The following is a 12,090-nucleotide window of genomic DNA, read 5'->3' as shown; positions in this document are numbered from 1 at the left end:
ATGCGAATTATTGTCTACGGCAGTTTACGGCGCAAACAGGGAAATAGTCACTGGATGACCAACGCTCAATGGTTGGGAGATTGTCAGCTCAATGGGTACGAGCTATATCATCTCGGTCATTATCCGGCGGTGGTTGCGGGTGATGGGGAGATTCATTGCGAGGTATATCGCATCAGTTCGTCAATACTGACCGAGCTTGATGCGTTAAAGCGAGACGGCCACGAGTACCAGCGTGAATTGATCTCGACCCCTTTGGGGAACGCCTGGATCTATCTTTATAGGCACTCGGTAGAAGGATTACCGCGCATCACCAGCGGGGACTGGTTGAAACGTGATGAGGAACCTTAAAACGTAATATCGTGATGGTTTGAAAGAATAAAAGACGTGCAATGCAGCGACCCTAAAAACACCGCGCAAGGCGGTGTTTTTAGGGTCGATAACAGGCGTTCTCCGCCGTTTATTTCCGGCGGAGGGGGAATGAAATCTTACTTGTTTTTGGCGCGTTCAAAGGAAGCGACGATTTCTGCTTTGGCCGCTTCCGCGTTATCCCAACCTTCCACTTTGACCCACTTGCCTTTTTCCAGATCTTTGTAATGTTCAAAGAAATGGCCGATCTGCGCGCGCAGCAATGCCGGCAGGTCGTTAACGTCTTTAATGTGATCGTATTCTTTAGTCAGTTTGCTGTGCGGAACGGCAACCAACTTGGCGTCTTCGCCTGCTTCGTCAGTCATTTTCAGCACGCCAACCGGACGACAGCGAATCACGGCGCCGGGCTGCAAGGGATACGGGGTTGGCACCAGCACATCAACCGGGTCACCGTCCAGTGACAGAGTGTGGTTGATGTAGCCGTAGTTGCACGGGTAGAACATGGCGGTAGACATGAAACGATCTACAAACAGCGCGCCAGTGTCTTTATCAATCTCGTATTTGATTGGATCGGCGTTAGCAGGGATTTCAATAACGACGTAAATATCTTCCGGGAGATCTTTGCCCGCCGGGACATTGTTCAGACTCATGTCGGTTTCCTTCTCACTTTAAACCTGAAATTGCGTGGCGGTTATTATAGCCAAGTCACGGAGAAAGTCGCCGATTTTTAAGGGGGGATTTCTTGCTTCTCATGGCACTGGTAACGCTTTATTAATATGATCGTAATAATAAAAAAAACTTATTAACACGTTGTTAAGTTACTAAACGGTGGCCGAAGTTAAAGAAAAAAAAGGATTAATCCGATAGGTAGGAGAGAAAATTTCTCTAATCGGTTTTACTCATTAATAAAATTGCTTCATTAATACAGGGTGTAACAACAATAATGTTAAGAAATATTACTATCAAAGTAAACTTGATTGTTTTGTTAGGGACCATGGTATTGCTTTTAACGCTGGTCAGCGGTATCGGCGTTAACTCCATTAATCAGGGAAAAGAATCAATTACCACCATCGACAAAATCCAGGGCAAAGAGGTCGCGGCGCTGTCGGGCAGCTATACCGCTGCGTTACGCGCCCGGACAGGCTTGGCGCTGGCCGCTCGCCAGATGGAAAGCGGAATGACCGAGTTGGCTGAGGCATCGATGGCCCGGGCGCAAAGCTACGTCGAACTGTCGCGTCGGGAGATGACCCGCTTTCTTGCGTACGGCACAGTGACTGAGCAGGGCGCAAGACTGGCCGCCGCGGTGGAGAATAACTATAGCCCCTTTATTGATAAGGGTATTCAGCCAATGATTGATGCGCTGAAAGGCGGCCGCGTGGATGAATACTATCGTTTGCTTGAAAACGTTGTTCCGCCGCTTAGCGTAAATATGGATAAGGCGAATAACGGCTTCCGCGATTTTGCCCTGGAAATCGGACAGAATATGGTTGATAAGGCGGAAGCTTTCGCCTTTGGCCGCCTGGTTACTATCGGAATTGCCTGTGCGCTGGTGCTGGTGCTGGTGTTGGCTGCCTGGGTAGCCCTGAAGCGTCTGGTTCTGTCTCCGCTTGGGGTGGCGGTGACGCAGTTGGAGTTTATCGCCAGCGGCGATCTAACGCAGGAGATTGAGGATGGCGGCAGAAATGAGATTGGCCGCCTGATGCATTCGATGAGAGCGATGCAACATTCGCTCTCTGTTGCGGTGGGTCGGGTACGTGATGCTGGCGGGCAGATTGATATCGGCACCAGCGAACTGTCAACGGGGAATACGCATTTGGCGGCGCGCACTGAAGAGTCGGCGGCATCGATCGAACAGACGGCGGCCAGCATGGAACAGTTGAACGCGACCGTGAAGCTGAACGCCGAAAATGCGGAACAGGCCTACAATCTGGCGCAAAATGTTGCGGATATCTCCGGCCGGGGGGGGGATGCGGTAGGTCAGATGGTTGAGAAGATGGGGCTGATCTCCAACAGTTCGGAGCGCGTTGCCGATATTCTGACGGTCATCGACGGTATCGCTTTCCAGACCAACATTCTGGCGCTGAACGCGGCGGTGGAAGCCGCACGGGCCGGAGAGCAGGGGCGGGGATTCGCGGTGGTGGCCGGCGAGGTGAGAAATCTGGCCCAGCGCAGCGCCCAGTCAGCCAAAGAGATTAAGGCGCTGATGCTGGATTCTCAGGGGCGGGTCACCGAAGGAACTCAAATGGCGAAAATGGCGGGTGAAATTATGAAGGAGGTTTCCGAAGCGGTGGTGCACATGACCATGCTGATGCGCGAGATTTCCAGCTCGTCACGCGAGCAGAGTCATGGAATTGAGCAGGTCAATGTCGCCGTGTCGCAGATGGATAAGGCGGCTCAGCAAAACGCGTCACTGGTTGAGGAGTCAGCGGCGGCGACGCGTTCACTGGAGGAGCAGGCGCGGCAGTTGGCGGAAAGCATGGCGGTATTCAGATTACAGCGGCAGGATATGATGGCGATAAGCCGGTATTGACTCTGACCGGTTATCCCCGGGCCGGTTGTACGCTTACCATTCCCGCGGTGGCGGGAGTGGTTTTTTCTTACCGGACCTTAATCGTCTGCGGTTTTGTTCTTACGCAGACTATGCCAGATTTTCCCTTCCCGCCCGCGCCACAGGCGCTGAATGTTGTCGTGATGGCGCATTAAAATCAGGCATGACAGCATCGCCACGGGAAAGGTGAACTGCGGTTTAAACCACCAGACGTAGAACGGCGCAATCAGCGCGCTGATGATGGCGCCGAGAGACGAATAGCCGCTAAGCAGGACGGTTAACAACCAGGTGCCGGTCATCAGCCCGGTCAGATCCCAGCCGATTGGGGCAATGGCGCCGAAGGCGGTGGCGACGCCTTTTCCACCATGAAAGTGAAAAAAGACCGGATAGATATGTCCCAGGCAGGCGGCGATGGCGGTCAGGCCGAGGTAAAGCGGAGGAACGCCAAGCCTATAAGCTATCCAGACGGGCAACATGCCTTTCAGCACATCGAAAACCAATACGGCGGCGGCGGCGGCTTTACCGCCGATACGCAGGACGTTGGTGGCGCCAGGGTTTCCTGAACCAAGCTTCCGAGGGTCCGGCAACCCGGCGATCCGGCACACCAGAATCGCACTGGAAATGGCGCCACACAGATACGCGATTAATATCATACCAAGTGCGGTAGCACTCATAACGCGGTTCCGTTTAATAAGGGTCGTTTTACTCTTCTCATCTGTGGATAATACGCATAATCCGTCGGAAGTGGTATCCGACAACGACAAAAACAGAGAATGGCGTGATGGATATCGTATTTATTGAGGAACTTACCGTCATTACCACCATTGGTGTTTATGACTGGGAACAGACCATTCAGCAAAAGCTGGTGTTCGATATCGAAATGGGATGGGACAACCGTCGGGCGGCGGTCAGCGATGATGTTAACGACTGCCTGAGCTATGCTGATGTCAGCGACGCTGTGATTGAACATGTCGCCGGGCAGCGCTTTGCGCTGGTGGAACGCGTCGCTGAAGAGGTGGCGCAGATTCTGATGCAGCGTTTTCCAATTCCCTGGCTGCGTATCAAAGTCAGTAAACCGGGGGCGGTGGCGCAGGCGCGTCAGGTCGGGGTGATCATCGAGCGTGGCACGCGATAAATCTGATTTGACTGAATCAATGCTGATTTACCCGCAACTAAACGGTAACCTAGTCGGTCTATAACCTTTGTGCCCGCCATGCTCCAGTCGGGAATAGAGCGGCTCGCTAAGCAGTGCAGCCGCTTTTTTATGCCGGACAAGCTTTGTCCGTCACCCTGCGGGCCGTCGCAAGCGACGTTGAAAACTGCGGTGCAGTTTTTTATGCCGGACAAGCTTTGTCCGTCACCCTGCGGGCTGTCGCAAGCGACGTTGAAAACTGCGGTGCAGTTTTTTATGCCGGACAAGCTTTGTCCGTCACCCTGCGGGCCGTCGCAAGCGACGTTGAAAACTGCGGTGCAGTTTTTTATGCCGGACAAGCTTTGTCCGTCACCCTGCGGGCCGTCGCAAGCGACGTTGAAAACTGCGGTGCAGTTTTTTATGCCGGACAAGCTTTGTCCGTCACCCTGCGGGCCGTCGCAAGCGACGTTGAAAACTGCGGTGCAGTTTTTTATGCCGGACAAGCTTTGTCCGTCACCCTGCGGGTCGTCGCAAGCGACGTTGAAAACTGCGGTGCAGTTTTTTATGGGGCTGTTTTCATTGTTTACAACAAGAGGCAAGGATTTAGATGGTTGACCTGCATTCGTTGTTCATCGCGTTTATTCTCGGGGTGGTTGAAGGGCTGACTGAATTTTTACCCGTTTCTTCGACAGGGCACATGATTATTGTGGGTCACTGGCTAGGCTTTGCCGATGAAAAAGCCAAAACCTTCGAGATTATTATCCAGTTGGGCTCCATTCTCGCTGTGGTCGCGATGTTCTGGCGTCGGCTTTTCGGACTTATCGGTATTCATTTTGGTCAGGTTGTGCATGAAGGACAAACCTCTGGCCGTTTAAAACTAACCCATATTCTGTTGGCAATGATTCCGGCGGTGGTGCTGGGCATGGTTTTCCATGACGTCATCAAATCGTTGTTTGAACCTAAAAATGTGATGTATGCGTTGGTGGTGGGAGGCTTCCTGCTGCTGGCGGCGGAATGGTTAAAGCCAAAGCAGCCGCGTGCTGTCGGGTTGGATGATATTACCCATCGTCAGGCATTCATGATTGGCTGTTTTCAGTGTCTGGCGCTGTGGCCGGGCTTTTCCCGTTCAGGGGCGACGATTTCCGGCGGGATGCTGATGGGCGTCAGCCGCTATGCCGCGTCAGAGTTCTCTTTTATTCTGGCGGTTCCCATGATGATGGGCGCCACCGTTCTGGATCTCTATAAAAGCTGGCATTTCCTGTCGCTGGCGGATTTGCCGATGTTTGCGGTGGGATTTATGACGGCGTTTGTGGTCGCGCTGATCGCGATTAAAACATTCCTGCATATTATTAAACGCATTTCTTTCGTTCCGTTCGCTATTTACCGCTTTATTGTGGCGGCGGTGGTATACATGGTGTTCTTCTAACCGGATCGCAAGGCAAAAAAGCCACGCCGCGTGGCTTTTTGCTATACGGTCGGCGGCGATGTCCGTTGCTGTTGCGCTTTCCACTGTTCCAACGCCCTAATGCGGCGGCGTGACAATTCGTTGCGGACCTCAATGCCCTGATAACCGTCGGCGACCACTTCCGCGCTGCTCACGCGACTAACCACCTGAAATGCTTCGCGCAGATACTCTCCCTGCGGATAGGGGCTCTCTTCAAAACCGGTACGGCCTCTGGCATCGGCTTCGCTGGCGAGCGCCAACTGTTCCAGGCGCTGTGGCTTGCGCCAGACATCGATAGCGTCGAACAGCTTTATCAACGTGTTGGGCTGTAATTTCTGGACGGTGTGGATCAGGTCGTGGTATTCCGACACCAGCTTTGCCAGATCCCGTATGTGGTTGGGAACCCGCAAACGTTGGCACAGTGACTCCACCAGTTTGACGCCGGCGGGACCATGACCGTGATGTCGGGGCCATAATTCCGGCGGGGTCAGGCCTTTTCCCAGATCGTGGCACAGTACGGCGAAACGGACATCGATATCGGGGCTGAGCCGTGCGGCAACCGCCAGCGTCATCAGCGTATGAATGCCGGTATCAATTTCAGGATGCCATTTGGCGGGCGCCGGGATGCCGAAAAGTTTATCGACTTCGGGGAACAGCACCGCAAGGGCGCCGCAGTCGCGCAGTACTTGAAAGTAAACCTGCGGCGAGCGGGTGCCAAGCGCTTTTTCTGTTTCTTTCCAGACGCGTTCAGGCGTCAGGTAGTCGAGTTCTCCTGTACGGGTCATGCTTTGCATCAGCGTCATGGTGGCTTCCGCAACCTGAAAACCCAGATAGGCAAAGCGAGCGGCAAAACGGGCAACGCGCAACACCCTTAACGGATCGTCGCTGAACGCATCGGAAACATGGCGCAGCAGGCGGTTTTCCAGATCGTGCCGGCCATTATAGGGATCGACCAGTTCTCCCTGTTCCGTTTGCGCCATGGCGTTAATCGTCAGATCGCGGCGCAGTAAATCCTGCTCCAGCGTAACGTCCGGCGCGGCATGACAGACAAAGCCCGTGTAGCCGTTGCCTGATTTTCTCTCGGTACGGGCCAGAGCGTACTCGTCACGGCTGACAGGATGCAAAAAGACCGGAAAATCCTTCCCCACCTGTTGATAGCCCTGCGCCAGGAGTTGTTCCGGCGTTGCGCCGACAACCACCCAATCTTTCTCGGTGACGGGTAAATCAAGCAGGCTGTCCCGAACAGCGCCGCCGACAAGGTAAATATTCAATGTCGGGCTCCTGAAATTAGGTTGCGATATTCACGGCATATTAACATCTTTGGTTCCCAGTATCGTCAACGCATAAAAATGCCTGCGTATGCAGGCAAAATTGATTAAGCGCAGCCAGGCGGGTAAACGAACCTGTCGTTTTATCCCATCCAGCGATCGTTCTTTTTTCGGCGGGGGACAATGTGCGGCAGCAGCAGGCCCAGCAGCAGTCCCGCCCCGGCAACCCCACCACCGTACAAAAACCATTGCAGAATGATCGTACGTTGTTTGTCATCAAGCTGCACATTGGCTGCGCTGACTTTTTTCTGGGCGACAATCAGCTGATTTTTCAAGTCCTGATTTTCTTTACGTAACCCGTTGATAATCCCATCGCTGGCGGCAATTTTCTGCTGCATCTCGGTTGTGCGCTGATTCCAGCTTTGATCGGTATTCTTCAGTTTTTCGGTCAGATCTTTGACCTGGCTTTCCAATTCAGGTACGCGAGTGCGCAAGCTGGGGGTTTCGCTCAACTGATCGCGCGGAATCCAACTGGTGCGGTTTTTGTCATCGCGAATTTGTGCATAACCGGCCCCCTCATTAATACTGAGTACCGTCACCGGATCGCCGGCGTTCAGTGTGCCGACGATGCGGTACTGGTTACCGGGGCCACTGTGGATGTAGGTCAGTAACTCGTCAGAAACATAGCGTTTTTCTTCGGCGTGAACCGTCCAACTTAATGTAAAGGCAATCAAAGTAAAGCAAGTTAGGCATAATTTCTGCATAAGATCATCATGTTGCGTGAATCGAAGAGTGATAGTAGAGGCTTAAGTCTGACGAGGCAATGATTAATCCGAAATGAGAAATATCTTACTCTTGCACGAGCGGCGGCGTTGGCGCCTTTAGGTCTGTTTCCTGCGTTTTCAACATTGAATGACAATCTGGCGGCGGGTGGAAATGCGCGCGTGCTCGCAGGGGCGAAAGAGAGAGTGCCGTAACAGTGGCAAGCTGAAGTAAAATGTTATTTACTGGCGCGATTGGCGCTGAACCCGGCATAGTAAATATTATGAGTGAAGAAATAGAGCTGAAGTTTATTGTTCATCCCGACAGCGTCGATTCTCTGCGCAAACAGTTGACTGAGTGGCAGACAGAGTACAGTCAGACTGAACACCTGCAAGCCGTTCGGCTGACCAACATCTACTTTGAAACGGCAGATAACTATTTGCGTCAAAACGGCATCGGTCTGCGGATTCGCGGTGAGAACGAACGTTATGAGATGACGGCAAAAACCGCTGGCAAAGTGGTCGGCGGGTTACATCAGCATCCAGAATATAATGTGGCGTTGGAAAAAGCGGAACTGGATCTCAGTCTGCTTCCTGCGGATATCTGGCCGGAAAATTGTGATTTGACCGCCTTGCAGCACTCGCTGAAGGCGCTGTTCAGTACGGATTTCACGCGTGAAAGGTGGGTGATCACTTACCATCAGAGCATTATTGAGATTGCATTTGACCGTGGGGAGATTCGTGCCGGAGAACAAAGTGAACCGCTTTGTGAGCTGGAGATGGAGCTCAAAGTCGGGCTGACGTCACATCTGCTGGACCTGGCGAAGGAAATTGCGGATTTCGGCGGCTTGCGGCAGGGCAGTCTCAGCAAGGCCGCGCGGGGATATCATCTTGCCAGAGGCAATCCGCCGCGTGAGTGCCGCCCTGTCACGGTACTTGCGGTCGAACCCAAGGCCAATATCGATCAGGCGATCAATACCGCGCTGGAGTATGCGTTGGCGCATTGGCAATATCATGAAGAACTCTGGGTCAGAGGCGACCAGTCCGCGCGTGAGGCTTTGCCGCAAGCCAGCGCGCTGATCCGCGAGATGCTGGTGCTGGTCGGCGGGCTGGTTTCCCGTAAGATAACCACGCTTTTCCGGGCCGCGTTGACCAGTCTGGATACAAAAATCGAAGGGCCGGGTGATGCCGAAACGCTGTGCTACAGCGTTGATTATTTGCAAAGTAAGCTGGTGCTCACTTCCTGGTTGATTAACGCAGGCTGGCGCGACTACATGGATAACAAAGATCGCATCCGATTGCAGGGTTCCTATAAACGCTTTGCCGATATTATGTTGAGCCGAAGCGCTGCCGACCTGCGGAGTACCTTCAACAACGCCCTGAGTGAAGTGCAATACGTGCAGCAATTACCCCGGCTGCATCGCAATATTAGCGCTTTTTATCTGCTGTCCGGGGCTTATCCGACAGAACAGGTCGAAGCCTATATCGGGTGCTGGCGGGCATTGATCCACGCAATCGAACAGTTCACCGTCGACCATACGCCGCCGCCGTATCTGGAAGCTTGCCGTAAACAGGCACGGGATCAGCCGCCGTTCTGGTTACACAGCGCCAGTAATTAACCGTGGCGGAAATTCAATGTTAATTGTGTTCACCCGCTATTTATGGCGGGTGGCAGACCAAGGGAATCACCATGTCGACACTTCCTTTGCCATCGCTACCTGCATTATTGGCGGAACAGTCTCAGCGGGCCTTATTACGCTTACAGGAAAATGCCTTCCGCCCTGACCTGGTCACAGAGGACGATCTCGCGGTATTGGCATTCAGCGACTTTGTCAGTGATGCCCTGACGATGCATCCAGACTGGCTGCGGTCACTCCATCAGCAACCGCCGCAGCCAGAGGAGTGGCGGCACTATCCTGATTGGTTGAATGCGGCCTCGGCGGAGGTTAACGATGAGGCCGCGCTGATGAAAGCGCTACGCCAGTTCCGTCGCCGGATGCTGGTACGGATTGCCTGGTCGCAGATATTGCGCACCAGCACAACCGAACAAACCCTCAAACAGCTCAGCGAACTGGCGGAAACGTTGATTGTTTTTGCCAGAAACTGGTTATATGCGATGTGCTGCCGTGAATGGGGCACGCCCTGTAATGCGCACGGCGTCCCTCAACCCCTGTTAATCCTCGGAATGGGGAAACTGGGCGGCGGCGAACTGAACTTCTCTTCCGATATCGATCTGATTTTTGCCTACCCGGAAAACGGCCAGACGCAAGGCGGACGGCGTGAACGGGACAACGCTCAGTTCTTTACCCGATTAGGGCAGCGATTGATTAAAGTGCTGGATCAGCCGACGGTGGATGGCTTTGTCTATCGCGTTGACATGCGTTTGCGTCCCTTTGGCGACAGTGGTCCGCTGGTGCTCAGCTTTGCGGCGATGGAAGATTATTATCAGGAACAGGGACGCGACTGGGAACGTTATGCGATGGTCAAAGCCCGTCTGCTGGGGGGAATTGACGACGCTTACAGCCAGGAACTGCGCGATACCCTGAAGCCCTTTGTTTTTCGCCGTTACATCGATTTCAGCGTTATCCAGTCATTGCGGAACATGAAAAGCATGATTGCCCGCGAAGTCCGCCGCCGGGATTTAGGCAACAACATCAAACTGGGCGCTGGCGGGATCCGTGAGATTGAATTTATCGCCCAGGTGTTTCAATTGATTCGCGGTGGCCGGGAGCCCGGCTTACAGCAGCGTGCGCTGCTGCCTACACTCCAGCACATCGGCGCGCTGGGATTGTTAGCGCCAGAGAAAGTGTTGGCGCTCAGTGAGTCTTATCTGTTTCTGCGCCGCCTGGAAAATTTATTGCAGGCGATTGCGGATGAGCAAACCCAAACTTTGCCCGAAGATGAACTCAATCAGCTACGGTTGGCATGGGGAATGGGATATGGCGTTTGGCGTGCGCTCCAGGAGGCGTTGTCGCGGCACATGCAGGCGGTGCGCGGCGTCTTTAATGATTTGATTGGCGACGATGCGCCGGACAGCAATGATATTTCTGAATATGGCGGCTATAACAGCCTGTGGCAAGATACGCTGGATGACATCGATCTGGTGCCGTTAACGCCGCATCTGATTGAACCGGTAAGGGAAAAACTGTTGCGGGCGATCGTCGAGTTTCGTCATGACGTCGCGAAACGGACGATTGGACCGCGCGGCCGGGACGTACTGGATCAACTGATGCCGAAGCTGCTGGCGGAAGTGTGCGCCCGCCAGGAAGCGGACGCCGTGCTGTCACGGTTGACTCCCCTCTTACTGGGGATCGTGACGCGTACAACCTATCTGGAGTTATTGCTTGAATCGCCTGCCGCGCTGACCCAGTTGATCCGTTTGTGCGCCGCCTCGCCGATGGTGGCCAGCCAACTGGCGCGTTATCCCTTGCTGCTGGATGAGCTGCTCGATTCTGCAACGCTGTATCGACCGACGGCGCCCGGCGCGTATTCTGACGAGTTGCGCCAGTATCTGATGCGCATACCCGAGGAAGATGAAGAACAGCAATTAGAGGCGGTGCGCCAGTTTAAGCAGGCGCAGCAGTTGCGTATCGCCGCCGGAGATATCGCGGGTGTACTCCCCGTAATGAAAGTGAGTGATCACTTAACCTATCTGGCCGAGGCCATTATTGCCGCCGTCGTGCAACGGGCGTGGGGGCAAATGGAGGCACGCTACGGTCAGCCTTCACATTTGCAACAGCGTGAAGGGCGGGGCTTTGCGGTTATCGCCTATGGCAAGTTGGGCGGTTGGGAACTCGGTTACGGATCAGATCTTGATTTGGTCTTTCTGATTGATTGTCCGTCAGACGTGATGACCGATGGGGAGCGTAACATTGATGGCCGCCAGTTTTACCTGCGGCTGGCCCAGCGCGTTATGCACCTGTTTAGCACGCGGACATCATCCGGCATTCTTTATGAAGTAGATGCCCGGCTGAGGCCGTCGGGGGCCGCCGGTATGCTGGTCAGTACCGTTGAAGCGTTTGACGAGTACCAGCGCAATGAGGCCTGGATCTGGGAACATCAAGCTTTGGTGCGGGCGCGAATGGTGTATGGCGAATCTGGCGTACAGCAGCAGTTTGAGTCTATTCGGCGTACGATCCTTTGCCGGGAACGTGATGCGGACAGGTTGCGTAAGGAAGTTCGCGAAATGCGTGAAAAAATGCGCCAACACCAGGCTAACAAAGATCGTTCGTTGTTTGACCTGAAAACGGATGTCGGGGGAATCACCGACATTGAGTTTATCGTGCAATATCTGGTGCTGCGTTATGCCGCGCAGGAACCGCGCCTCACCCGCTGGTCTGATAACGTCCGCATTCTGGAATTGATGGCGCAGTATGGCGTGATGGAAGCGAGTGAGGCGGACGCGCTCAAACTGGTCTATGTCACACTGCGTAACGCGTTGCACCATCTGGCATTGCAGGAACTGTCGGGGCGGATCGGCCAGGACCGGTTTGTAGCCGAGCGGCGGCAGGTGCGACAGAGCTGGAATAAGTGGTTAGGCTGAGGCTGTGATATTATCACGCGCAATATGA

At 54.0% G+C, this 12,090-nt stretch carries 11 protein-coding genes; 7 read left to right on the top strand and 4 right to left on the bottom strand.

The window, feature by feature from the left end:
* Entirely contained in the window at positions 1 to 348 is a 348-nt protein-coding gene (locus EH207_RS13655) for a gamma-glutamylcyclotransferase family protein (protein WP_137714480.1), read from the top strand.
* Between the two features lie 137 nt (positions 349 to 485).
* Here EH207_RS13655 and ppa read toward each other — a convergent pair whose 3' ends face one another.
* The gene (gene ppa, locus EH207_RS13650; RefSeq protein ID WP_137714479.1) at positions 486 to 1,016 is read right to left on the bottom strand and encodes an inorganic diphosphatase; all 531 of its coding nucleotides are present in this window, start codon (positions 1,014 to 1,016) and stop codon (positions 486 to 488) included.
* A 293-nt stretch (positions 1,017 to 1,309) separates the two neighbouring features.
* Between ppa and EH207_RS13645 the strand changes: the two genes are divergently transcribed.
* On the top strand, positions 1,310 to 2,896 hold the full coding sequence (locus tag EH207_RS13645; protein ID WP_137714478.1) for a methyl-accepting chemotaxis protein: 1,587 nt from the start codon (positions 1,310 to 1,312) through the stop codon (positions 2,894 to 2,896).
* 77 nt (positions 2,897 to 2,973) lie between these two features.
* On the opposite strand, the gene plsY is transcribed toward EH207_RS13645, so the two are convergent.
* Positions 2,974 to 3,588 carry a glycerol-3-phosphate 1-O-acyltransferase PlsY gene (gene plsY / locus EH207_RS13640; RefSeq protein ID WP_137714477.1) on the bottom strand — a complete coding sequence of 205 codons (615 nt, stop codon included), beginning with the start codon at positions 3,586 to 3,588 and terminating at the stop codon, positions 2,974 to 2,976.
* 107 nt (positions 3,589 to 3,695) lie between these two features.
* Here plsY and folB point away from each other — a divergent pair, with 107 nt between their 5' ends.
* The 3 genes from folB to bacA all read left to right on the top strand — a co-directional run bounded on the left by folB (position 3,696) and on the right by bacA (position 5,472).
* On the top strand, positions 3,696 to 4,049 hold the full coding sequence (gene folB, locus EH207_RS13635) for a bifunctional dihydroneopterin aldolase/7,8-dihydroneopterin epimerase (RefSeq protein ID WP_137714476.1): 354 nt from the start codon (positions 3,696 to 3,698) through the stop codon (positions 4,047 to 4,049).
* Positions 4,050 to 4,162: 113 nt separating this feature from the next.
* Positions 4,163 to 4,711 carry a hypothetical protein gene (locus EH207_RS13630; RefSeq protein ID WP_137714475.1) on the top strand — a complete coding sequence of 183 codons (549 nt, stop codon included), beginning with the start codon at positions 4,163 to 4,165 and terminating at the stop codon, positions 4,709 to 4,711.
* The gene (bacA, locus tag EH207_RS13625; protein WP_137714474.1) at positions 4,654 to 5,472 is read left to right on the top strand and encodes an undecaprenyl-diphosphate phosphatase; all 819 of its coding nucleotides are present in this window, start codon (positions 4,654 to 4,656) and stop codon (positions 5,470 to 5,472) included. The genes EH207_RS13630 and bacA overlap by 58 nt, the downstream gene beginning before the upstream one ends.
* A 41-nt stretch (positions 5,473 to 5,513) precedes the next feature.
* Here the strand turns inward: bacA and EH207_RS13620 are convergent, their stop codons facing one another.
* On the bottom strand, positions 5,514 to 6,761 hold the full coding sequence (locus EH207_RS13620; protein ID WP_137714473.1) for a multifunctional CCA addition/repair protein: 1,248 nt from the start codon (positions 6,759 to 6,761) through the stop codon (positions 5,514 to 5,516).
* Positions 6,762 to 6,901: 140 nt separating this feature from the next.
* The gene (locus EH207_RS13615) at positions 6,902 to 7,522 is read right to left on the bottom strand and encodes a TIGR04211 family SH3 domain-containing protein (protein WP_137714472.1); all 621 of its coding nucleotides are present in this window, start codon (positions 7,520 to 7,522) and stop codon (positions 6,902 to 6,904) included.
* Positions 7,523 to 7,803: 281 nt separating this feature from the next.
* Here EH207_RS13615 and EH207_RS13610 point away from each other — a divergent pair, with 281 nt between their 5' ends.
* Positions 7,804 to 9,138, top strand: a complete 1,335-nt coding sequence (locus EH207_RS13610; RefSeq protein ID WP_137714471.1) for a CYTH domain-containing protein — start codon at positions 7,804 to 7,806, stop codon at positions 9,136 to 9,138.
* Between the two features lie 71 nt (positions 9,139 to 9,209).
* Positions 9,210 to 12,062 carry a bifunctional [glutamate--ammonia ligase]-adenylyl-L-tyrosine phosphorylase/[glutamate--ammonia-ligase] adenylyltransferase gene (gene glnE / locus EH207_RS13605; RefSeq protein WP_137714470.1) on the top strand — a complete coding sequence of 951 codons (2,853 nt, stop codon included), beginning with the start codon at positions 9,210 to 9,212 and terminating at the stop codon, positions 12,060 to 12,062.
* The last annotated feature ends 28 nt before the right edge of the window (positions 12,063 to 12,090 follow it).

This window comes from Brenneria rubrifaciens, from assembly GCF_005484945.1.
In the GTDB taxonomy this organism is placed as follows: domain Bacteria; phylum Pseudomonadota; class Gammaproteobacteria; order Enterobacterales; family Enterobacteriaceae; genus Brenneria; species Brenneria rubrifaciens.
Note: the sequence above shows the minus strand (reverse complement) of the source record. Positions and strands in the feature narration are given on the sequence as shown.

Bases quoted from the DNA above. Each gene is read 5' to 3' on its own strand.
- EH207_RS13655 (WP_137714480.1), top strand. From the start codon at position 1: ATGCGAATTATTGTCTACGGCAGTTTACGGCGCAAACAGGGAAATAGT.
- ppa (WP_137714479.1), bottom strand. From the start codon at position 1,016: ATGAGTCTGAACAATGTCCCGGCGGGCAAAGATCTCCCGGAAGATATT.
- EH207_RS13645 (WP_137714478.1), top strand. From the start codon at position 1,310: ATGTTAAGAAATATTACTATCAAAGTAAACTTGATTGTTTTGTTAGGG.
- plsY (WP_137714477.1), bottom strand. From the start codon at position 3,588: ATGAGTGCTACCGCACTTGGTATGATATTAATCGCGTATCTGTGTGGC.
- folB (WP_137714476.1), top strand. From the start codon at position 3,696: ATGGATATCGTATTTATTGAGGAACTTACCGTCATTACCACCATTGGT.
- bacA (WP_137714474.1), top strand. From the start codon at position 4,654: ATGGTTGACCTGCATTCGTTGTTCATCGCGTTTATTCTCGGGGTGGTT.
- EH207_RS13615 (WP_137714472.1), bottom strand. From the start codon at position 7,522: ATGCAGAAATTATGCCTAACTTGCTTTACTTTGATTGCCTTTACATTA.
- EH207_RS13610 (WP_137714471.1), top strand. From the start codon at position 7,804: ATGAGTGAAGAAATAGAGCTGAAGTTTATTGTTCATCCCGACAGCGTC.
- glnE (WP_137714470.1), top strand. From the start codon at position 9,210: ATGTCGACACTTCCTTTGCCATCGCTACCTGCATTATTGGCGGAACAG.